We start from the raw sequence: 22,752 nt of genomic DNA on the forward strand, positions 1-22,752 counted from the left end.
TTAGCGAGGTTAGATTACTTCTTACCTTGGATTTGCTTGTCTTCTTCTGTCAGTTCACGAATGCGACGGCTGATGTCACGGCGAGCTTTAGAAATCTCAGCGCTCTTGATGATGTGGTCATCAACACGGTCTTCGTAGTCAGCTTTCATATTTTTGATAATGCCTAGGATCTCGTCGTGGGTCATCTCTGGCTTGATGTAATCAAGTAGGTTATCAAGAAGGTCGACACGCTTACGGTTGTCACGAACTTTCTTTTCGTTGTCTAAAAGTTCACGCTTAAGTTTGTTCTTACGTCGTGCTTGGTTAACAATTTCAAATACGCTGCTCATAGATTCCTTTTCCTATTCGTCAAATACGTTGTCTGCTTCTGATTAAAGCACATCAATTGATGATGTAACAGTCTTTAGATCAAAGCAAAAGTAAGGTTGTTTAATTATTCGTCACTCTCGCTGATGTGTGATTGTTTTTATCTTACCGTTCAAGTTAGTATCCCATGTAGATACTGCATTGATACGAAATGTGAAATGAATCAACAACAATTGGAAAACGAAGAATTGGACGAGAATGTCACGGAATCTTCAGCAGAACAAAACAAGCTTCGTGATGCGTATGTACAAGAGCGTACTTATTTGGAAGTCGTGGAAATAGAGCTAAACCGTTCTAAGATCATAATGATTGATGAACAGGGCAGAAAGAAACGAGTACCAATTTTGTCTGAACACTAGTTACTGCATTGTTAGGTGTTGAGATGGAATTATCAAAATAATAAAAAGGAAAAACGATGAACACAGTACTTTCCCCAATTGAAGCGAGAATTATCGGTTGTTTGATCGAGAAAGAAGTCACTACTCCCGATCATTACCCACTGACACTGAACAGTTTAACCACGGCATGCAATCAAAAGAGTAACCGTGAACCTGTTCTCTCTCTTTCTGAGTCAGATGTTTTAGATGCAGTTGATGGTTTAATCGGACGTCGCATGGTGAGTGATGAGAGCAGCTTCAATAGCCGTGTTAATAAGTATCAGCATCGTTTCTGCAACACTGAGTTCGGCGATCTGCAATTTACAGAGCAAGAGCGTGCAATCATCTGCTGTATGTTACTGCGCGGTGCGCAAACACCCGGTGAACTTCGTACTCGAACGGGTCGCCTTGCAAACTTTAGTGATGTGAAAGAAGTAGAAGCAACATTAGACAAACTCGCTGCAAGAGAAGCAGGTGCCTTGGTTGTGAAGCTGCCACGCGAAGCGGGTAAACGTGAATCACGCTACCAGCATTTGTTGAGCGGTGAAGTGGACGTTGAAGCGTTTGCGATGGCATCAGTAAGCGCGGCTGCCCCCTCTGCAACGAGTGAAAAGTTTGAAGAGCTTGAGTCTGAAGTTGCAAGCCTACGAGCAGAAGTGGCAGAGCTTAAGGCTCTGGTTGAATCACTGCTTTAAATGTCAGATGCTGATAAAAATGCGGATTGGGTCGTGTACTTGATCCGCAATCGTCACAATGCCCTTTATTGTGGCGTGACGAACAATCTAGAACGTCGATTTGAACAACATCAAACCGGTAAAGGCGCCAAAGCTTTAAAAGGTAAAGGCCCACTTAAGCTGGTTTGGAGGTTTGGTGTTGGCTCAAAAAGTGAGGCGTTGAAAACCGAATACGCGATCAAGCAGTTGCCCAAATCCCGCAAAGAAAAACTGGTATCACTCAAACTGATTATTGAGTGGCAAAAAGACAAAATTCAATATATCGAAGTCTCATAATTCATAGCTAAAATGTTTGTTATTGATTAAATCTTAATAGTGTAAGGAGCTATATCGGCTCTAGCTAAGCTTATGAATTTAAATGGTAATTACTCTTGCCGTGAATGGGCTGAAATCATAATTTAACTCGTTGTTCTTAATCTCCATTCCAAATTAACATATTGCTCATTTAGAATGTCGTTCTAATTAGTGTTAGACGCTATCATTTATCATCGTTGTCCTACATAATATCCATTAGCCATACAAAGAGATGGTGTCATGCTAGGTTAAAAAATGAGCCAAAGTAGCTCATATAAAACGAGAAAAATATGAAACGTTTACTGATGTTGTTTGGACTTGCCGTATTTTCTGCGTCCGCTCTTTCCCATGGTACTCATGTCCTCAATAGGTACTGGGAATACCAAGATTATCTTTCCACTTTTCCAGAACAAAGAGCATTGACCGATAAAATGGTCGAGGCTGTACAAAATCACCCTGTGCCACTGAGAAGAATCCAAGACGAACCAATTACGATTTCCGTGGTGTATCCGGGTCAACAGATCTCGGATTACTGGGTTCGCAATATTCAAGCTTTTGAGAAGCGTCTCGATAGGCTGAAGATCCGCTATCAAATAAATCAAGTGTTTACCCGTATTAATGCCGATCTCGCGCAGCAGAGTATTTCGTTGCAAGAAGCGATTGAAAACAAGACGGATTATTTGATTTTCACGCTAGATACCACGCGCCACCGCAAGTTTATCGAGTACGTGTTGACCTCTACAGACACCAAACTGATTCTTCAAAATATCACGACGCCAGTGCGAGCTTGGGCAGATAGACAGCCATTTATGTATGTGGGTTTTGACCATGCGACAGGCAGCTTAAAACTGGCGGACTATTTTAAACAAGTAAGTCCGCCAGACAGTAAGTATTCTGTTTTGTATTACTCACAAGGCTATATCAGTGATGCGCGTGGAGATACTTTTATCCATGAAGTGAATACGGTTACCAACTTTACCCTTAAGTCTTCGTTTTACACAAAATCAAACAAAGACAGTGGCTACCAAGCGGCTAAAATCAGCATAGAGAACGATAAGGATCTAGACTTTATCTATGCATGTTCAACGGATGTCGCTCTCGGTGCAATGGAAGCGATTCGTGAATCGGGCCAAGACATCTTAGTGAATGGTTGGGGAGGCGGCTCTGCTGAACTTGAAGCCATTGCAAGGGGCGACCTAGATGTTACTGTCATGCGTATGAACGACGATACAGGCATTGCAATGGCAGAGGCGATCAAGTGGGATCTAGCTGGTTTGGAAGTGCCTACCGTTTACTCTGGTGAATTTGAAATTGTCACCAAGGAAGATTCCCCAGAACGTATTTCAGAACTTAAACAGCGAGCATTTAGGTACTCAGGTCATTAATGAAGAAAAGTTACGCCAGTACACCTAGAAACACTTTAGCTAGACTCATTACGCGTATCGTTATTTTGGTGATAGGCGTGATGGCACTTGGTGTGCTTATTCATAATTATGAAACCAGCAGTAATATCGTACAGCAAGAGACGAATCGAACGGTCCAGCAAACCTCTAGCTTGATCCAAAATATGTTTGATTACCGTTTGTCGGTGCTGCAAATCCATCAAGACAGTAGCTCACACAGTGAAACACTCAGAGCGTATTTTGATACCCACAATGAAGAGGCTCTGAGTTATTTCTTTTTTGGTGTTGACCAAAGAGAGCCGGATCATGCGCCGGATCTTCGCTTTGTTTCTACTCATGACGGTTTGGCCTGGGAAGATGGCAACGGTCAGTTTTATGGATTGGATGAGTCCAACCTAAAACATATCTCTGATGAGGTTTCATTTAGTAGTAACTGGCATTTCATTAAAGTGATAACCGATATTGGTAAGCGTCATTTGTTGGCTCGCCGAACCCCTATTGTGGATAACAAAACAGGGGAGGTTCTTGGTCAGCTCTATATCGCGATCGTACTTGATAACAATTTCTCTCTGGCTGAGTCTATTCAGAAGGGCAGCAACTGCGAAAATATTGTTATCGAAGCGCACGGAACACCGGTTACGTCGACATTCAGTGGCGATGAAAGTTACACAATAACGGACATCCTCAACTACAAAATGTACGAGCAACTGCCTCGTCATTTCGTCACCATCGCGACCATTAAGATCAATGCCGTTGAAACGCCCCTTACCATTCGAGCTGTCCAAAAGAACACTAACTTCATTGCGTTAGAAGAGAACTATGAGCGTGCGATCATTGTTGTGATTGTGGTGATCATATTGATGTCTTTCTTTGCGAGAGCTTGGATTCAAAGAAAGGTGGCGGTTGAACTCGATAAGTTGATGGACTTTACTCGCTCAGCAAGTGACGGCGAAGAGTACAACAAGTTCGATGGCTCCAACATTTTCGAGTTTCATCATATTGGTTGCACCCTTGAGGATACTTTTGAACGTTTATCTGAACAGAACCAAAAATTCCAAGATCTCTTTAACTTTGCTCATTCACCTATCTTGGTTTGGTCTGATAAAGGTGACTTAATTCAGATGAACCCCGCTGCTCGTATGGCGCTATTTGACGCCGATGATAACTACGGAGCGGTGGCTCAAGAGTTTGAGCATCGCATGCTACCGAATATCCATATGGTGGTTCAAGGTTCAAAGCTGACGGGCATTAACGTGCCAATTGGTGAAAAGGTGTTTCGTTGGAACATGTCAGCAATTCGTGTGGAACACGGCATTACCGGTGTAGTGGTACAAGGCCAAGATATTACTAAGCTTATCGAGGCGGAACGGCAGGCTGATCGAGCAAGAGAAGAAGCTGAGCACCTTGCGAATGTGCGAGCAGACTTCTTAGCTAAGATGAGTCATGAGATTCGCACGCCGCTCAACGGTATTCTCGGTGTGTCTCAGCTGCTCAAGCGCTCTATGCACAATGAAGATAATCGCGAGCAGGTGGATGTACTGTGTAATAGTGCGGAACATTTACTGGCGGTACTTAACGATATCTTGGACTTCTCAAAGATTGAGCAAGGGCAGTTTAATATTCAAAAGAAAGACTTCCGTTTAGGGGAGTTAGTTAATACCTTAGACAGCATCTATCGACCGCTGTGTGAAGATAAATCCGTCGAATTTACCATTGTGAATCACTTGGTTGATGACATTGAAATCAATACTGACCAAGTACGCCTCAATCAGATCATGTTTAATCTGTTGAGTAATGCTTTTAAATTCACTCATCAAGGCGGTATCTCCGTCAGCTTTGAGCTCGAGAGTATCTTTAACTCCGATCACGCCAGCTTGATCGTTCGAGTGAAAGATTCTGGCATTGGTATTGATGAAAGCAAAATTGATGCTGTTTTTGAACCCTTTGTTCAAGCCGAAGAGACCACCACTCGTGAATATGGTGGCACTGGTTTAGGACTTACAATTGTAAAAAATCTGGTCGATATGCTGGAAGGGGACATTCAAGTCCGCAGCGTGATAGGTCAAGGCTCAGAGTTCACGATAGAAATTCCTGTAGTCGTACACGCCAAGCCGCTATTAGTCGATGCTAAGCAACAAGCTGAGGTTGAGCCAGAGGCGTTGTTTAGTCGACCTTTGAATGTGTTGCTGGTGGAAGACAATCACACCAACGCCTTTATTGCTCAGGCTTTCTGTAAGAAATATGGCATGGTCGTCACCTGGGCAAAAGATGGCTTAGAAGCGATTGAGATGGCTAAGACGATTACCTATGACTTGATCTTGATGGATAACCAACTCCCTAATCTCGGTGGTGTTGAAACCACTCAGCAGCTAAGAGGTGAGATTGGTGTGTCAGCCCCTATTTATGCGTGTACCGCTGATGCTCAAGAGTCAACTAGAGACAGCTTTATGGCCGCAGGGGCGAATTACGTGATTGTAAAGCCGATTAAAGAAGAGTCGCTCCACCAAGCGTTTGTTCATTTCAAAAACTCATACTGGAATGACACAGAGCACTAGGCTTTAACTTAGTGCTCTTTAATGGAGTCTGTTGAAGAGAAGTAACTAATTTTCTGCCTTTATATCGAGCCAGCGACAAAGGCTTGTTCCAATAGCAGCGTTTTCAACTCATCACTCATATCTAGGTGTTCAGGGAATTGGATACCTAGCAACCGGCCTTGTCTTTGCCTTTTCTTACTTACCACCTTGTAGACAAGATCGTCATCTAAGTACTCATTTAAGTCAGAATTGACTTTTATCTTCCAGCCGACATCAATATCTGATTGCTGGGTAAGATAGATACCGCACCCTGACGCTGAAAAGTCGACTAGTGTGGCATCCAGCGACAAGGTATCAAAAGTGACTTCACAGCTGAGACGTACTTTATACCTTTCGTGTTCACGAATAGGCTTGGTTGCAAAGTTTGAGGGTGGGCGAAGGAAGATTAGATGTGCTGGAGAGGTGATATGAGCCAGTACATTGGTTTTGAACGCGACAATGTGCCCAAGTTCGGTGTCGGTAATCGCACGAACAATAATATCAACGTTTGTGAGCTTTCTCAGCGTCAGTGCTTCTGTCGCTTTTTGCGTAAGCTCTAGGATGAGGTACTGATCTTCTTTGTGTCCGATATAAAGTGTACTGATCTGGATTGAGTCGTCTGGGCCAAATTCCAATACACCTGCTGTTTTTGTACCTGGCTTTAGGTATCTGAACAGTTCTAAGTTTTTATCTTTATGCATATTCGTTACTGAACAATGTTAATCGTTTGATAAAATAATATAACGCCCTGATAAAACTATGTCATTAGTTTCATTGAAGTAATTAGCAGCGTACAACAAAAAAGTGAATCGCTATCTCAAGTAAACAACGGCTTACTCTTGTCGTAAAACAAGATACACTGCTGACAGATATATACTTGATGGAGAAATAGTAAATGGAACTGGAAACCTTATTGAATACTCTGGCTGAAACCCCAGAGGCCGTGCAATTTGAAGATACAATGCAAGTGATCGAAGCTCACTATGATTTTTCTGAGCGCGAATTTCGCAATGGTGAGGTAGTGAACGCTGCAGGGCAGAATAATGGTTCGTGTAAGATTTTTGCTTTTGGTTTAGAGCAAGGCCTATCAGCAGAGCAAACACTTGCTTGTTTTGGTCAATTTTATCGTAACGACGTGCTAGGTTTTCCTGAGAACAGCGACCATCAAAATATTCGTAACTTTATGGTTCATGGCTGGAATGGTATCCAGTTTTCTCAGCCTGCGCTGGTTGCAAAAGTGAAGTAGACACTAACCAGGTAACGATTAGGTCGAAATTTAATCTCAGTATTTTGAAGCGAGAAAACAACCTCTCGCTTTTTTTGTCTATGTTGAACTGGCTAGTAACTTGCTATCCAGTAACTTACTAAATGGGCTCTAAACTACTGAACGGGCAGGGCAGACAAGCACTTACGACACATACAAACTCCAGCCTTTGGAATATCGCTAGTATCTCGTTTTTCTAACTCAAAACACCAACACGTCTCTTTGCCCGCACTGATATCGCATTGAGCTGGCTCATTACACTGTGGACATTGGTGAGTCGAACTCGCGCCACTAAGATTATCCATAACCGACGTTTGCTCTTCTTCAGATAAGCCTTTCCAACCTATAATTTCATCCATTGTTCGAAAGCAGCCACTGCACATTCCGCCATTATTTTTACAAGCCGCTCGGCAAGGTGTTTTCATTTCTCTAACCTGTGATTCATTTGGGCTGAAATGTAGCATATTTGTTTCTTCTTGAAGAGCCGTTAAGCTAAGAAATTACTCAGTTAAATTTAGAAATGACCTCGTAATTTTTAGGCTTTTCATGTAGCATCTCGCCCCTTTTGTTGAGTGGGGGGATATTATGTTTATTGGATTTGATTATGGAACAGCGAACTGTTCTGTCGCGGCGATGGTTAATGGAGAGCCAAGCCTGTTACCGCTAGAAGGTAACAACCACTATATTCCCTCAACCGTGTTTGCGCCTACTCGTGAGAGTGTTTCTGAACATCTATTCCGCCACTTGAATATCAAGCCGAGTGATGCGATCGGTGAGCAAGTACTACGACGTGCGATTGCGCTGAACAGAGAAGAGAGTATCGACTTAGTGCCAGAAGACATGGCATTTGGTCAGGCTGCGTTGGACTTATATTTAGAAGACCCTCGCGATGTTTATTATGTTAAGTCCCCTAAATCTTTCCTTGGCGCGAGTGGACTGCATGATGTGCAGGTGAGCTTTTTCGAAGATTTAGTGTGCGCCATGATGGCAAATATCAAGAATCAAGCCGAACTCACGACTCAAGAGCAGATCAAGCAAGCTGTTATCGGCCGACCAATTAACTTCCACGGTCGAGGTGGTGAAGAGGCGAACAGACAAGCTGAAGACATACTGTCTCGCGCAGCTAAGCGTGCCGGTTTCCTTGATATCGCTTTTCAATTTGAGCCCGTAGCCGCAGGCCTTGATTACGAAAGCACATTAACTGAAAACCAAACAGTATTGGTTGTTGATATTGGCGGTGGTACCACCGATTGCTCATTATTAGAAATGGGACCAACGTGGTCTGGTAAAGCGGATCGTACCCAGAGCTTGTTGGCACACAGTGGGCAAAGGGTAGGGGGGAATGACCTCGATATCTATCTTGCATTCAAACAACTGATGTCACCTTTTGGTATGGGCAGCAAAGGCATTTCGGGTATTGATATGCCACTGACTCAATTCTGGAACCCAATTGCGATTAATAATGTTGAAGCTCAAAAGAACTTCTATTCAAGAGAAAACCTAGCGGCATTAAAATTACTTCGTAAAGAAGCGTCAGAGCCTCAAAAGCTAGAACGTTTGATGAAGGTTTATCACGACACTTTGGGTTACGGTATTGTGCGTAGAGCGGAAGAGGCCAAGATTGCGCTGGCAGAATCCCCTCAATATCGTGCTGCGATTAATGTTGCCTCTGAACTGGTCGAGGTAGATATCTCAGTCGAACAGATGGTTGAAGCGATTGAAACACCAAAGTCTAAGATGATTGAGTTGGTTAAAGAAGCGATTCAACAAGGCCAGAAAAAGCCAGACGTAATCTACATGACGGGTGGTTCCGCTCGTTCACCGATACTTCGTGAAGCCGTACAACAAGCTGTGCCGAATGTACCGATTGTGAGTGGTAATTACTTCGGTTCAGTAACTGCAGGTTTAGCTCGTTGGGCTGAGGTTTGCTTCAAATAAGAGTTCAATGATGAGTTATGAAGGGCAACCAGTCGCTGATTGGTTGCCCTTTTTTTGTTTTTCTCTAATGAACTTTCTATTGAACGATTTTTCCTAGCTCATATTGGGATTTGTTTCACAAAGCTAAATATTTCAGCTGAGCTCTACGTGTTACAAAATGTTTCAAAGGCAAAGGCGAGCCTCTCGATGGTCTGATGAGTTACCTTGGGTTTAGATTTTTAATGCTTTTTTAGTGATTATAAAATCAAAAATAATCAAAGTATTTATCTCAAAGAATGAAAGGAGATCCCAGTAATTGTCGTGTTAATCAGCTGTTTTAAAAGGTATTTTTGTTTTTTAATAGTGCGATTTTTTTTATTTTATATATTTTAATGCAACTTTTTTGTCATTCGTATATTAGTGTTTGCCTACTTGTTAAATGCAGGTAACAACTTCTCCGTAAGCACGAGGTTGTTAGTGAATAACTCACCCAGTTACATAATGGATATGACAATGAATAAGAAACTTTTAGCGCTAGCAATTTCTGGTGCAGTATTTGGTACACAGGCAGTTGCTGTAGAACTTTACAACGAAGACGGCACAGCGTTTTCTGTAGGCGGCCACGTTTCAGTAAACGTGAACGGTTCTGAAAAAGACGATGCATCAGTAGGTACAAACTCTCCACGTATCAACTTTAACGCTACTCAAGATCTGGGTAACGGCTTTACTGCTGACGCTAAAGGCGAATGGGCACTTAACTACCTAGATGGTGGTGATGACACATTTACAACACGTCTTGGTTACGTTGGTTTGACTCATGAAGAGCTTGGTCGTGTAGTTGCTGGTACACAGTGGTCTCCATACTACGATGTAGCTGCAGCAACAGATATGCCCATTGCTTTTGCGAATGACTTCCTATACGACAACCACGGTGCACTTGGTACTGGTCGTGCAGACAAAATGGTAAGCTACCGCAATGCTTTTGATTTTGGTGAAGCTGGTGAATTTAGTTTTGGTCTAGGTTGGCAGGGTGATAACGATGTTACTACTGAAACAGAAACGGTTGGTAACAACGGTTTAGTTATTACAACGCGTTCAACTGCATCTTACGGTGATCGTGTTCAAGCAACGCTTGGTTACTCTATTGCAGGTGTTAAACTAGGCTATGCATTTAACACTGGCGACTTCACTGAAGGCGGTGTCTCTAAGACTGCTGAATCTCACCTAGTATCTGCAGCATACGGTTCATACGGTTCTGGTTTATACCTAGCTGGTATCTACGGCTTTAATGAGAATATGAACGCTGGTCTTGTAAGTGGTACAACTCTTGAAGAGAGCAATGCTTACGAACTACTAGCAGCTTACGCACTTGCGAACAGCTTGAACCTAAGTGTGAACTACGAAGTTGTTGAAGGCGAAGTTCTTAAAGGTGGAACAACTACTACAGCTCGTGAAGAGTTAGCTCTACAAGCTGAATACAACTTCACTAGCAACTTTGTTGGCTACACTGGTTACCAATTCGATCTAAACGACGAAACTGGTTACAAGTCTGACGACAAGTGGACTCTTGGTGCTCGTTACTACCTATAAGTCGCAGACTTATTTAGCATAGTGTTTACTTCTTAAGTTTACCTTTTAGGATACTGTCCTAGACACCATGCTAAGCCCTCTCAAGCCTTTTGGTTTGAGAGGGCTTCTTTCGTTTTAATGCTCTTCAAATTTAACTGCCTACTTTAGTTTCATTTTCTCTAATTGATGTAAGCCGATGACTCTATTTCTGGAGGGTAGGTCGAGATATACACCGATATTTACCTAAAAGTATTCAAATCAATGAATTGAGCTCAAGATCAGAATTTAGAGATCGGTAATCATCTTGTCGAAGACTCTCATTTTATGATGCGCTAAACTCTGCTCTCTAAAAATAGTTCAGGGATAAACTATGAGCAGCGTTGTAGATCAGAAACAATTGATGAATTCGAAACGAACAGCAACCCCAACAAAAGTACTGTGTGTTGGGCGTAACTATGTCGATCACATTGAAGAACTTAACAATGCGATCCCTGACTCTATGGTGGTTTTCAATAAGCCAAGCACCAGCGTGACTTCCTCTCTTTCTTCGTTTCATCAAGAAGCACTGCACTATGAAGCTGAAATCTGCTTTATCGTTGAAAATGGCCAATACTCAGCCGTGGGCTTAGGGTTAGACCTCACCAAGCGTGAGTTGCAAAGTAGCTTAAAAGCGAAAGGCTTACCTTGGGAGCGTGCCAAAGCCTTTGATGGTTCCGCTGTCTTTAGTCGCTTTGCTCCCGTTGATAATTTTGATCTCTCTGACTTAAACCTAGAATTATTTATTAACTGTGTCCGCGTTCAAAAGGGTCACGTTGAGCAGATGCTGTATTCTCCACAAACTATCCTAGAAGAGCTCTCTTCTTACACGACTTTGCTTGATGGCGATGTTGTAATGACAGGTACCCCAAAAGGTGTTGGTGAAGTGCATCGAGGTGATATTTTCCTTGGTCGCCTAAAGTGTGGCGATACGACATTGATTGAGATCGAGTGGGTAGCAAGTTAAGTAGTCTTTTCTATTTGGTTAATAAATTTGCTTTATTGTTCTTTGATGGTATTTAATTCGAATATTTTACCATCCTACAACCAATTGCATCTGGAAGGGTGTTGGTAATTGATATAAAATCCGCCTCCGTTTTTATCAATACTGAAACCCATGATCGATTTAACCATCCTACCTGTTTACCTGACTGCCGTTGTTGCACTTCTCCTTTTACCTGGCCCTGATATGTTACTGATTGCGAGTTCAAGCATGAGCTATGGCCGTAAGGTCGGCGTGTTTGCAAGCCTAGGTAATGCGACTTCTGGAATCATTCTGACAGTATTAGCGGCTATGGGTGTATCAGCGTTGATCGCAATGAGCCCAATAGCGCTTAAAGCTCTACATTTGTTAGGCGGCGCGTACTTGTTGAAGATGGGATGGGACTGCCTGCGAACAGAGCAGGGTAACGCGCCTGAGTTAAGCGATAACTTTGCAGCAAAAGCCTACTATCAAAGAGCGCTAATCAGTAACCTGCTTAATCCTAAAGCGTTGGTTTTCTTTGTGATGTTTCTGCCTCAGTTTGTGTCGACGAATATTGAAGCGACTTCCGGTCAGCAGATGCTTGTTCTGGGTTTATTACTGAATGTTCTCGGCTTAACGTTTAACTTTTTGCTGGTGGCGTTAGTGGGTACGATTGGTAAATCTCTCGTAGAAAACGCGAAGTTTCGTACCTATCAACAGAAAGTCATGGGCGGAGTTTTCATCGTGTTAGCTATCTGGATGTTGTCTTCTTTCTTTACTTCGTAGACGAATCAAATCAGACATCTTCTCGTGGTTAGCCGCTGAGACAAAAATGGACGCTACGAGCGTCCATTTTTTATATTTAACCGTTACATGTTGAACGCGCTAAATCGCTATGAATTCAACTCTTGTTGGTGTTGTTCAATCAGTTTCTCCATGTACTTCTCACCGCGCAGGCGAGTGTCTTCGTAGGTTTCTGTCCCTTCAAATTTTGTCACCGTCTCATAGTAGATCTTAACTTTTGGCTCAGTACCGGAAGGTCTTACGATAATGCGTGAACCATCCTCGAGGTGATAGATGAGTACGTCACTTGCAGGCAGGTTAATGGCTTCAGTATTGCCTCCAATGACGAAGCGTAAAGAAGACTGCAAATCTTCAATTACAGAGATAGCGACACCGTTGATTGCTTTAGGCTGTGCCGAGCGGAGCTTAGAACCAATCGATGGTGAATCTGGGTCTAGTGCAATACTTCGCTGAGCGTTGGTATGAACCCCATGTTCCAACGATATCTGAGCAAGAAGATCCCAGACCGTTCGACCTTGAGATTTGAGCTCTTCAACCAGTTGAGCGAAAACAACGATGGCAGACAGCCCATCCTTGTCCCGTACTTGAGTACCAATTGTGTAGCCTAGCGCTTCTTCATAGGCAAACAAGAACTCGTTCTGATCATCTTCCAATTGCATGCCAATATTCGCTAACCATTTAAAACCTGTCAGCGTTTGGAAATAAGTCGCCCCGTGGGATTGAGCTACTTTTTCAAGCAATGTTGAAGATACGATACTGTTACCAACTAATTGGTTTTTGGTATGTGGCTTTGAGAGTAGATAATGAGCGAATAGCACGCCGACTTGGTCACCTGTTAGCATTTTGTATGAGCCATCATCTGTTCTCACTGCAACCGCAAATCGGTCTGCATCTGGATCGTTGGCACAAGCAATGTCGGCATCGACACTTTTTGCTAAGTTAACCACCAGATCCATCGCGCCTTTTTCTTCCGGATTCGGGAAGTTGACGGTCGGGAAGTTACCATCGGGCTCTCTTTGCTCGGCGACGCTGAACACCTTATGGAAACCAGAATCGTGAAGTAGATCCTCGGCCATTTGTGCGCCGACACCATGCATTGCGGTATAGGTGATGGTGGTGTTCGCCGATTCGATCTCGTCACTCACGTATGGGCTCTGATTGATCGCAGCGCGGTACGTTTGATAATAGCCTTCAGTTAACCACACCAACTTACCTTGCGTCTCAGCGTCACTTAGGCTCATTAAAGGGAGCGGCTTGGTCGATGCGATATCGATTTCAGCGGCAATACCCGCATCGTGAGGAGGAATGATTTGAGCGCCATTCTCCCAGTACACTTTGAAACCATTGTATTCCGGTGGGTTGTGGCTGGCCGTCACCACAACGGCAGCTGCGGCGTTGAAGTGCTCAATACCAAAGGCAACGATAGGGGTCGCCGCGACGTTCGAGGTTAGATAAACCTTAATGCCTAAAGCCGTGAGTACGGAAGCGGTATCAATCGCGAACTGCTTTGAATCTAAACGGCCGTCATAACCGACGACCACACCGCGAATGGTCGCATTAGCGACATGTTCGATTAAGTAGTGGCCGAGCCCGGTTGCTGTTTCCTGTATGACTAAACGGTTCATTCGATTTGGGCCGCATCCAACTTTGCCTCTAAGTCCTGCCGTTCCGAACTCTAATCGTTGAGTAAAGCGGTCTTCAAGTTCGTCGTGCATTCCCTCATCGATGAGGTGTTGAAGTTCTTCACGAGTTCTTGGATCTGGGTCTCTCGCTAACCAATTCATTGCATCTTGCATAATCACTAAACCTATTAATGTCTGTATGACTTACCGTTGATTTAATTTAAGTGATATTAATTCTCATTTCCATGAAAGCAATCGTAAAACTCGATATAAAATAAATTCCAACGGCAAGAGGGCACGTAGATTAAGCCACTTCAAATAATTGACTGTTTAGTAAGTAAACTTACCTTGAATAATTGGATATCACTAACTAGCCTTTTACATAAATATAACAAAATTTAACAAATTCGCCGTTTTTGAATCTTTCATGGAAACCTCCAACGCTTTTGAACCGTATTACTTCTTAGGTTATATGAGGTCAGTAGCCCGTTCACAGGCTAGTTCCATGTGAGTTGTAGATTGAGATTCAGCCTTTTCATGTGTAGCCGGAATAACAATGAATGTTGTCCAGCTCGCAACGACATTTAGGTCGCAAGTATCCAATTAGGAAGGATAAGGAGAGATCTTTTGAAGAGATTACTGGTTAGGCTAGCGTGGCTTTTGAAGAGTTTTGTTGTGCTTTTAGTATCGCCTTTAGTGCACGCAAGCAGTGATTACAACATGACTCAAGGCGTCACTGAGATCAGTGGTAAGGTGTATGAACTTCATATGCTGATCTTCTACATCTGTTGTGCGATTGCCTTTGTTGTTTTTGGTGTGATGTTTTATTCGATTTTGAGGCACAGGAAATCGAAGGGCGCAGTTGCTGCCCATTTTCATGAAAGCACGAAAGTCGAAATTCTTTGGACCATCATCCCTATCATCATCCTCATCGCTATGGCGATACCTGCCACCAAAACCTTGATCGCGATGGAAGATACCTCCCAATCAGATCTGACCGTTAAAATCACTGGTTCACAATGGAAATGGCATTACAGCTATTTTGGTGAAGACGTCGAATTTTTCAGCCTTCTAGCGACCAGTGACAAAGAGATTGAAGGCCTCGAAGTGAAAGGCGCGCATTACTTGCTAGAAGTTGATAAGCCACTTGTACTGCCTGTTGATCGTAAAGTCCGTTTCTTGATGACTTCCGACGATGTGATTCACTCATGGTGGGTGCCAGCATTCGCCGTTAAGAAAGATACCATTCCGGGTTTTATTAACGAGGCTTGGACAAAGATAGATGAGCCCGGTGTCTACCGCGGGCAGTGTGCAGAGTTGTGTGGCCGCGCTCATGGTTTCATGCCGATAGTGGTACATGCCATGGCAGAAGACGAGTTTGACGCATGGCTAGCAGAACAGAAAGAGTTAGCGATAGCTGAACAACAAGCCGCGAAAGATGCATTAGATGCGTCACTTTCCTTGGCGGAGTTGAATACCATCGGTGAAGAGGTTTACAAAACTCGATGTGCGGTTTGTCACCAAGCAAACGGTGAGGGCATTCCCGGAGCATTCCCTGCCATCAAAGGAAGTCCTATTGCCCTTGGTGATGTGGATGTTCATATCGACACCATTGTTTATGGTCGTGGCGGTACGGCGATGCAAGCGTTCGATAATCAGTTAACTGAGAAAGAGATCGCAGCGGTAGTAACTTATCAACGAAACGCTTGGGGTAATGATACCGGCGATATTGTTCAGGCCTCAGATATCAACGCTTATAAGGCGAAGCAAGAAGGCAGTTCTGAAAGCTCAACGGATGATGCACAAAATGATGCTAAGGATCAGTTATGAGTTCACCAATCAATAAGCCGGTGAAATCGGCTCCAGCAGAAGATCAAGTACTGAGCCATTCTGCGGAAGGCACCTTGGGCAATAATGATTTGCCTGTTGATGATCACGATTCACATGCGGCACCTAAAGGCTGGGCTCGTTGGCTGTATTCAACCAATCATAAAGACATTGGTACACTTTATTTGTGGTTCAGCTTTGCAATGTTCTTAACGGGCGGCGCAATGGCGATGGTGATCCGTGCGGAGCTGTTCCAACCGGGTTTGCAACTCGTTGAGCCAGATTTCTTCAATCAGATGACTACAGTCCATGGTTTAATCATGGTATTCGGTGCCGTGATGCCAGCATTTACGGGCTTGGCTAACTGGATGATCCCGATGATGATCGGAGCTCCAGATATGGCGCTGCCGAGAATGAACAACCTCAGTTTCTGGATTCTGCCTTTTGCTTTTCTAATCTTGATCGGATCTTTGTTTACTGAGGGGGGCGGCCCAAGTTTTGGTTGGACCTTCTACGCGCCACTCTCGACAACTTATGGTCCAGACAGTACCGCGCTATTCGTATTCTCAGTTCATATTATGGGGATCAGTTCGATCATGGGGGCGATTAACGTGATCGTAACCATAGTGAACATGCGCGCGCCGGGTATGACTTGGTTCAAGCTGCCGATGTTCGTATGGACATGGTTAATTACCGCTTTCTTACTGATAGCCGTGATGCCCGTGCTCGCGGGTGCGGTGACTATGGTGCTGACCGACAAATACTTTGGGACGAGCTTCTTTGATGCCGCAGGTGGTGGGGACCCGGTGATGTTCCAGCACATATTCTGGTTCTTTGGGCACCCCGAAGTGTACATCATGATCTTGCCGTCTTTTGGTATTGTCTCGGCGATCATTCCTGCATTCAGTGGTAAGCGTCTGTTTGGTTATCACTCGATGGTGTACGCGACCTGTAGTATCGCACTGTTGTCATTCTTGGTTTGGGCGCACCACATGTTCACCACGGGTATGCCAGTATTTGCCGAGTTGTTTTTCATGTATTGCACCATGCTGATTGCGGTGCCGACCGGTGTGAAAGTCTTCAACTGGGTGGCGACCATGTGGCGGGGGGCTTTGACTTTTGAAACTCCAATGCTGTTTGCTATCGCATTTATAGTTCTGTTTACGATTGGTGGGTTATCTGGATTGATGTTGGCAATAGTGCCTGCTGATTTCCAATATCACGATACTTATTTTGTTGTGGCTCACTTCCATTATGTTCTGGTAACCGGTGCCGTGTTCTCGATTATGGCTGCCGCCTATTATTGGCTGCCTAAGTGGACCGGACATATGTACGACCACAAGCTCAGCCTGTGGCATTTCTGGACGTCGGTGATTTCAGTTAATGTACTGTTTTTCCCGATGCACTTTTTAGGGTTAGCGGGTATGCCGCGTCGTATTCCTGATTATGCGATTCAGTTTGCTGACGTTAACCAAGTCGTGTCGATTGGTGGTTTTGCGTTTGGGTTGTCTCAGCTAATTTTCTTATGGCTAGCGATTAAGTGCGTAAGAGGGGGAGAGCCTGCGCCAAGTAAGCCTTGGGATAGAGCTGAAGGTCTTGAATGGACAGTACCAAGCCCTGCGCCTCACCACACCTTTACCCATCCGCCGAAAGTGGATTAGAGGGCAGAACCATGAGTGATAAGCAAAGCGATCCCAATCAAGATAAAAAACAACCTAAGCGCCTGTCTAATAAGCGATCGACCAAAAAGCTGACGGGCTACTTGGTGTTGAGCGTGGTTGCGATGTTTTGCTTCGGTTTCGCTTTGGTGCCGCTCTACGATGTCATGTGTGAGGCCTTAGGCATCAATGGCAAAACTAATACTGTTTCAGCGGTGCAACCTCAGGGAATGCAGCCAGACTACTCTCGTACGGTTCGAGTCGAATTCATGTCCCACATCAAGCCAGATATGCCATGGCAGTTTTCGCCTGAAGTTCGAGTGTTAGAGGTTCATCCTGGTGAGGTGGTTCAAACTAACTACATTGCCAAAAACCTTTCTGGAGCCTCATTGGTTGGCCAAGCCGTACCGTCGGTTTCTCCAGGTATGGGGGCAACCTACTTCAATAAGATGGAATGCTTTTGCTTTAATCAGCAGCCATTGGACGGGCACAAGAGCGCAGAAATGGGTTTGATATTTTACATTGAGCCAGATATTCCAGAATCGATACATACGCTGACGCTCTCTTACACATTATTCAATATCACGAATGAGGTGGGTGCTGCGGCCAATAAATCTGAGCCTAACGTACTCGCAAGTAACTAGGAATTTACAGAACCAGTATCAACATAAGGAGTTGAGCGATGAGTTCTAAAAAGGAAGTGTATTTCGTTCCATATCAAAGTCACTGGCCATTGGTGGGTGCTGTAGCACTGTTTTTGGTTGCGGTTGGCGCTGGCTTGACGGTGCAAAACATGGGTACCGACGCCGCAGGTGGTGTGTTTGGCAAAGCGGTGTTGTTAGTCGGGTTTGCTGTGCTGCTTTACATGCTAGCAGGTTGGTTTAGCAATGTGATCACAGAATCATTGAGTGGTCTCTATTCTGAGCAGATTTCTCGTTCTTTTAGACAAGGAATGAGTTGGTTCATCTTTTCCGAAATCATGTTCTTTGGCGCTTTCTTTGGCGCGCTTTTCTATGCTCGAATGATTTCTGTGCCTTGGATTGGTGGTGCGGGCAATAATGAAATGACCCATGAAGTATTGTGGCCGATGTTCCAATCAATTTGGCCACTAACGACGACCCCTGATGGCGTAACGACACAAGCCATGCCTTGGCAAGGTATCCCGCTTAAGAACACCATTATTCTGCTGCTTTCCTCTGTGACGCTGCACATGGCACATATCAGTCTTGAACAAAATAAGCGTATGGCTTTGATCGTGTGGTTGGAGATAACCATTGTTCTGGCTGGCTTCTTCCTGTTCTTCCAAGTTGAAGAGTATCTTCACGCTTATCAAGAGATGGGGCTGACACTTCAGTCTGGCATCTACGGTAATACCTTCTTTTTGCTTACTGGGTTTCATGGCTTACATGTCTGTTTAGGGACGATCTTTTTGATTGTGTTGCTGGCAAGGGTTGCGAAAGACCACTTCACTCCGAAAGACCACTTTGCGTTCCAAGCGGGCAGTTGGTATTGGCACTTTGTTGATGTGGTTTGGTTAGGCCTGTTTGTATTTGTCTATGTGCTTTAACTGCTGAGCCTATCGGGGATTAATAGGGGCGAGGGTTAGGAGTTATCACTCCTGATCCCAAAGCAAGTAATAAAAGTAGCACGACAACGGCTGACCACATGACACGACGCCCCAAGAAGTGACTGAGCCTTTTTCCATTGTGTTTGCCTGAGGCGATTTGGATTAGACCTTTCATCAAATTGAAAGCGATAAAAAACAGCAAAGCGACCAATACGACTTTAAATAACAGAACAAAGGTAGATGACGCCATAGTGATAACTCCAAACCGATTGATTGATGATGAACACAAGTTCCGCAGTAAAGGTTTTTGGATAGCGGTTGTTTTAACTGTGGTTTCAGTCGGCGCTTTAATCAAGTTAGGTTTATGGCAACTCGATCGTGGTAACGAGAAATTACGTTATGAACAGCAACTATCAGAAAGAGCGCAGCAATCGTTTAGGTCATTGGACACGGTTATCTCTGAATGGAAGGGCTCGCGTACACAAGCCCAAGGTACACCTGAACAGCAGTTTTTAAATGGTTTGAAGGTTGATGTTGAATTGGAAACACCAAGTGGTTTGGTGGTCTTGTTAGACAACCAGATAAGCCAAGGAACGGTAGGGTATGTGATTTACATGTTGGGTGAGGTTCGCTTTGAAGATGGAAACCAGTCCTTAGTGGCTGAAAAACAGTTGTTGATCGATCTTGGGTTTGTTCCGGCAAGTAATGACAGAAGAGAACTACCGCAATTAGGAAGTATCACTGTACCAACCAAAATGTCAGGGCGCTTGTATACACGCTCAATTAATCCTTTAAGTCATGAGTTGGGTTTAGAAAATACGACACCGAATAGAATCCAAAACCTAAACATAGCAGCTTTATCACAGTATACAGGACAAGAAGTGCTGCCCTTTGTCTTCCAACCTCAGAGTTTAGATTCATGGCCCTATGAAATGTTATGGCGTCCAACGGCGATGAGGTCTGAGAAGCATTTTGGTTACTCATTTCAATGGTTTGTTATGGCTGCGGTACTTTTGTTTTTGATGTTGTTGATTAGCTATCGGTACCTAAAAGCAACACCTATCACGAGGAATAAGGATGGATAAATCTCAAGCACAAGTGAACAGGGAAATTACCGAGGCAAACATGGCTGAGCTCAGAAGCCGTCGTACTAAAGGACGCTTGGTATTAATCGGACTCGTTTTAATTTTCGCTTTGCCAGCCATTATCGCCAAAACTGTGTTGGATCAGAATTGGTATACGTCAGGTGTCACTAACTCAGGCGAATTGGTAGAACCAAGAATTACACTAGCGGATTTTGGCGTAACGGTACCCATGGCAGGAGAGGGTTGGGTTGTGGGGTATATCGCACCGATGGAGTGCGAAAGCTTGTGTGAACAACAGCTTCATTATTTGAATCAAAGCTACTTAGCGTTAGGGAAAAACAAAGAGCGAGTGACCGCCGTTGTTTTCGTCTCAGAAGGTAACTCGTTGTCGGGTTCGCTCAACAAGCCTGATTTATCTTTGTTAGCTGGTGGTGATCAGTTAAGCACCGAGTTTTCGCCGGCTTCCATTGTCATTATTGACCCGCTAGGACAGTTGGTTATGGAGTACAAAAGCGTGTCGGAACCGTCGCAGTTAGTCGGGCAATCCAAAGGTATGATTCATGATTTAAGAAAGCTACTTAAGCTGTCACGAGTTGGGTAGTTGATGGCGAAAATGCTTGAGCTTAAGCAGCGAAAGGGAATAAGTATAGGGAGATAAGTGATGCAGAATAAAGCCCCTGATTTACTGATGCTTGTGATGAGATTAACTATCTTGTTAACCCTTACCGTGATTGTTCTCGGAGCTTATACACGCCTGTCTGATGCTGGCCTTGGCTGTCCTGACTGGCCGGGTTGTTACGGTAAGATCACCGTTCCGTCTGATGCCCAAGCGGTGAGTCAAGCCAATCTGCAATTTCCAGAGCGAGCTCTTGAAGCAGACAAAGCGTGGATAGAGATGATCCATCGCTACTTTGCAGGAACATTAGGGTTGCTTATCTTTGTCGTTGTAGCTTGGTGTATTAAAAAGAACATCACACCAGTTGGTCTTCCATTACTTATCTCTGCCACTGTGATTTTTCAGGCTTTGCTTGGAATGTGGACGGTGACTCTTAAGTTGATGCCCGTTGTGGTTATGGCGCATTTGATGGGGGGTTTCACGTTGCTGTCACTGTTGTGTCTGCTCTACTGCCGTTTGTCTCAATTCCAAAGCCGTTTTGGCGAGGCTTCTTATTCTCCAACACTTAAATTTTGGGCGTTGTTTGGGTTACTCATTGTGGTTGGGCAGATACTGCTTGGTGGTTGGACATCGTCAAACTATGCCGCTTTGGTGTGTACCCAATTGCCTATTTGTGAAGGTAACTGGATGAGCTACCTCGATTTCAAAAATGCGTTCGATTTTGCTCAACACGGACACGATAACTATGAGTTTGGTGTGTTGGAGTATCCCGCGAGGCTTACCATACATGTCATGCACAGGTTCGGGGCTATTGTGGCGACATTAACGGTGCTGATGGTCGTGTACCAGTTATGGAAGTTTGGCCAAGTGCCTCACCAAAAGCTGAGCATGATTGTCGCAATAGTGTTGTTTACTCAAATCAGCCTTGGGATCAGTAATGTATGGTTTCTCCTGCCAATCTCAGTTGCGGTTTTGCATAACCTAGTCGCAGCAATGTTGCTCATCAGCATGGTTGTAACCAATTTTGTGGTGTGGCAACGCAAACCGAGTGAGAGCTTGGTGAAGAACAGTGTATTACAAGGAGGTAATCATGGTCAGTAGAACGTCAACACAGTATGAAGTGGTGGCTCAAGACGCAGCCTTAACTCATAAGATAACAGCCAATAATGACATAACTTTAAGTAACGAAAAGGCTGAAAAAAACAAAGCCACTTGGAAAGTTTATTTAACGCTGACTAAGCCTAAAGTGGTGGCTTTGATGTTGCTGACAGCATTGGTTGGGATGTGTTTGGCCGTGCCGAATGGATTGCCTTTGCAACAAACTCTGTTCGGAATGATTGGGATAGGGTTAATGGCAGGTTCAGCGGCTGCGTTTAACCATTTGATCGATAAAAAGATCGACGGCCAGATGACTCGAACAAATCGACGCCCTTTACCATCCGGTGAGCTGAGTAGTGTGCGTGTGTTTAGCTTTGCAGCAGGTATCGGCTTATTTGGGTTCGCTACGTTAGTGGTGTGGGTCAATCAACTCACGGCTTGGCTAACCTTTGCAAGTTTATTGGGCTATGCGGTCATCTATACCATGTACTTGAAGCGAGCGACGCCACAGAACATCGTAATTGCAGGGATAGCTGGCGCAATGCCACCGTTATTGGGCTGGACGGCAGTCACCAACGAGCTGCATTCAAATGCTTGGTTGTTGGTGATGATCATCTTTATTTGGACGCCTCCTCATTTCTGGGCGTTGGCAATTCATCGTCGTGATGAGTATGCCAAAGTGAACATCCCCATGTTGCCTGTGACTCACGGAATCGAATACACCAAGACGTCTATTCTTCTGTATACCTTTTTGCTTAGCATCGTGTGTATATTGCCTGTATTGGTTGGCATGAGCAGCTGGATATATTTGAGCGCTTCTTTGGTTCTCAACGGCGGTTTTATTTATCACGCTTGGGTACTTAAATATCGTGATGAACCTAATATGGCGATGAAGACCTTTAAGTTCTCCATCTATCATCTCATGATCTTGTTTGTCGCTCTGTTGGCGGACCACTATCTACTTTGATAACTGATGCT

General features: G+C 44.2%; 23 protein-coding genes. 18 read left to right on the forward strand and 5 right to left on the reverse strand.

All coding sequences use genetic code 11. The annotated features are described in order from the left end of the window. Window positions 1-14: 14 nt before the first annotated feature. Complete coding sequence (locus AB4323_RS17820) at window positions 15-329, reverse strand: DUF496 family protein (protein WP_004742367.1); 315 nt, start codon at window positions 327-329, stop codon at window positions 15-17. Window positions 330-524: 195 nt separating this feature from the next. On the opposite strand from AB4323_RS17820, the gene AB4323_RS17825 reads away from it, so the two are divergent. The 5 genes from AB4323_RS17825 to luxQ all read left to right on the forward strand — a co-directional run bounded on the left by AB4323_RS17825 (window position 525) and on the right by luxQ (window position 5,729). After that, a complete protein-coding gene (locus AB4323_RS17825; protein WP_017061770.1) occupies window positions 525-725 on the forward strand; it encodes a hypothetical protein in 201 nt (66 codons plus the stop codon). 56 nt (window positions 726-781) lie between these two features. Continuing rightward, window positions 782-1,438, forward strand: coding sequence for a YceH family protein (locus tag AB4323_RS17830; protein WP_017061769.1), 657 nt, complete (start codon window positions 782-784; stop codon window positions 1,436-1,438). Beyond that, window positions 1,439-1,753, forward strand: coding sequence for a GIY-YIG nuclease family protein (locus tag AB4323_RS17835; protein ID WP_102332010.1), 315 nt, complete (start codon window positions 1,439-1,441; stop codon window positions 1,751-1,753). A 308-nt stretch (window positions 1,754-2,061) separates the two neighbouring features. Further along, a complete protein-coding gene (locus AB4323_RS17840; protein ID WP_229648191.1) occupies window positions 2,062-3,156 on the forward strand; it encodes an autoinducer 2-binding periplasmic protein LuxP in 1,095 nt (364 codons plus the stop codon). Continuing rightward, window positions 3,156-5,729 carry a quorum-sensing autoinducer 2 sensor kinase/phosphatase LuxQ gene (gene luxQ, locus AB4323_RS17845; protein WP_372153001.1) on the forward strand — a complete coding sequence of 858 codons (2,574 nt, stop codon included), beginning with the start codon at window positions 3,156-3,158 and terminating at the stop codon, window positions 5,727-5,729. The genes AB4323_RS17840 and luxQ overlap by 1 nt, the downstream gene beginning before the upstream one ends. A 59-nt stretch (window positions 5,730-5,788) precedes the next feature. Here luxQ and AB4323_RS17850 read toward each other — a convergent pair whose 3' ends face one another. After that, window positions 5,789-6,448 (reverse strand): PilZ domain-containing protein, encoded by a 660-nt coding sequence (locus tag AB4323_RS17850; RefSeq protein WP_102332012.1) that lies wholly within the window; start codon window positions 6,446-6,448, stop codon window positions 5,789-5,791. Between the two features lie 194 nt (window positions 6,449-6,642). On the opposite strand from AB4323_RS17850, the gene AB4323_RS17855 reads away from it, so the two are divergent. Continuing rightward, entirely contained in the window at window positions 6,643-6,993 is a 351-nt protein-coding gene (locus AB4323_RS17855) for a HopJ type III effector protein (RefSeq protein WP_017061764.1), read from the forward strand. 134 nt (window positions 6,994-7,127) lie between these two features. Here the strand turns inward: AB4323_RS17855 and AB4323_RS17860 are convergent, their stop codons facing one another. Beyond that, window positions 7,128-7,436, reverse strand: a complete 309-nt coding sequence (locus AB4323_RS17860) for a DUF1289 domain-containing protein (protein WP_080582242.1) — start codon at window positions 7,434-7,436, stop codon at window positions 7,128-7,130. Between the two features lie 160 nt (window positions 7,437-7,596). On the opposite strand from AB4323_RS17860, the gene yegD reads away from it, so the two are divergent. The 4 genes from yegD (at window position 7,597) to AB4323_RS17880 (ending at window position 12,283) form a co-directional block, all read left to right on the forward strand. Next, window positions 7,597-8,949 (forward strand): molecular chaperone, encoded by a 1,353-nt coding sequence (gene yegD, locus AB4323_RS17865; RefSeq protein ID WP_017064846.1) that lies wholly within the window; start codon window positions 7,597-7,599, stop codon window positions 8,947-8,949. A 492-nt stretch (window positions 8,950-9,441) separates the two neighbouring features. Beyond that, window positions 9,442-10,518, forward strand: a complete 1,077-nt coding sequence (locus tag AB4323_RS17870) for a porin (protein ID WP_102332013.1) — start codon at window positions 9,442-9,444, stop codon at window positions 10,516-10,518. A 349-nt stretch (window positions 10,519-10,867) separates the two neighbouring features. After that, window positions 10,868-11,500: a fumarylacetoacetate hydrolase family protein gene (locus tag AB4323_RS17875; RefSeq protein WP_229648187.1), complete on the forward strand. Its 633-nt coding sequence runs from the start codon at window positions 10,868-10,870 to the stop codon at window positions 11,498-11,500. Window positions 11,501-11,650: 150 nt separating this feature from the next. Continuing rightward, window positions 11,651-12,283, forward strand: coding sequence for a LysE family translocator (locus AB4323_RS17880; RefSeq protein ID WP_017068640.1), 633 nt, complete (start codon window positions 11,651-11,653; stop codon window positions 12,281-12,283). Window positions 12,284-12,390: 107 nt separating this feature from the next. Here the strand turns inward: AB4323_RS17880 and AB4323_RS17885 are convergent, their stop codons facing one another. After that, entirely contained in the window at window positions 12,391-14,097 is a 1,707-nt protein-coding gene (locus tag AB4323_RS17885) for a phospho-sugar mutase (RefSeq protein WP_372153003.1), read from the reverse strand. A 453-nt stretch (window positions 14,098-14,550) separates the two neighbouring features. On the opposite strand from AB4323_RS17885, the gene coxB reads away from it, so the two are divergent. From coxB to AB4323_RS17905, 4 genes are read left to right on the forward strand one after another with little or no spacing between them, the layout of a single operon-like run. Further along, complete coding sequence (gene coxB / locus AB4323_RS17890; protein WP_048612909.1) at window positions 14,551-15,753, forward strand: cytochrome c oxidase subunit II; 1,203 nt, start codon at window positions 14,551-14,553, stop codon at window positions 15,751-15,753. After that, a complete protein-coding gene (gene ctaD / locus AB4323_RS17895; protein WP_017061756.1) occupies window positions 15,750-17,411 on the forward strand; it encodes a cytochrome c oxidase subunit I in 1,662 nt (553 codons plus the stop codon). Before coxB ends, ctaD begins: the two co-directional genes overlap by 4 nt. An 11-nt stretch (window positions 17,412-17,422) precedes the next feature. Next, complete coding sequence (locus tag AB4323_RS17900) at window positions 17,423-18,052, forward strand: cytochrome c oxidase assembly protein (protein WP_017064839.1); 630 nt, start codon at window positions 17,423-17,425, stop codon at window positions 18,050-18,052. 38 nt (window positions 18,053-18,090) lie between these two features. After that, entirely contained in the window at window positions 18,091-18,975 is an 885-nt protein-coding gene (locus tag AB4323_RS17905; RefSeq protein ID WP_372153005.1) for a cytochrome c oxidase subunit 3, read from the forward strand. A 19-nt stretch (window positions 18,976-18,994) separates the two neighbouring features. On the opposite strand, the gene AB4323_RS17910 is transcribed toward AB4323_RS17905, so the two are convergent. Then, window positions 18,995-19,225, reverse strand: coding sequence for a DUF2909 family protein (locus AB4323_RS17910; RefSeq protein WP_017064837.1), 231 nt, complete (start codon window positions 19,223-19,225; stop codon window positions 18,995-18,997). Window position 19,226: 1 nt separating this feature from the next. Here AB4323_RS17910 and AB4323_RS17915 point away from each other — a divergent pair, with 1 nt between their 5' ends. From AB4323_RS17915 to cyoE, 4 genes are read left to right on the forward strand one after another with little or no spacing between them, the layout of a single operon-like run. Beyond that, entirely contained in the window at window positions 19,227-20,060 is an 834-nt protein-coding gene (locus AB4323_RS17915) for an SURF1 family protein (RefSeq protein WP_372153007.1), read from the forward strand. Continuing rightward, window positions 20,053-20,661, forward strand: a complete 609-nt coding sequence (locus AB4323_RS17920; RefSeq protein ID WP_017061753.1) for a hypothetical protein — start codon at window positions 20,053-20,055, stop codon at window positions 20,659-20,661. The genes AB4323_RS17915 and AB4323_RS17920 overlap by 8 nt, the downstream gene beginning before the upstream one ends. 60 nt (window positions 20,662-20,721) lie before the next feature. After that, window positions 20,722-21,777, forward strand: a complete 1,056-nt coding sequence (locus AB4323_RS17925; RefSeq protein ID WP_372153008.1) for a heme A synthase — start codon at window positions 20,722-20,724, stop codon at window positions 21,775-21,777. Next, window positions 21,767-22,741 (forward strand): heme o synthase, encoded by a 975-nt coding sequence (cyoE, locus tag AB4323_RS17930; protein WP_372114148.1) that lies wholly within the window; start codon window positions 21,767-21,769, stop codon window positions 22,739-22,741. Before AB4323_RS17925 ends, cyoE begins: the two co-directional genes overlap by 11 nt. Window positions 22,742-22,752: the final 11 nt, after the last annotated feature.

It is taken from the genome of Vibrio sp. 10N.261.52.C11, from assembly GCF_041471405.1.
In the GTDB taxonomy this organism is placed as follows: Bacteria; Pseudomonadota; Gammaproteobacteria; order Enterobacterales; family Vibrionaceae; genus Vibrio; species Vibrio crassostreae_C.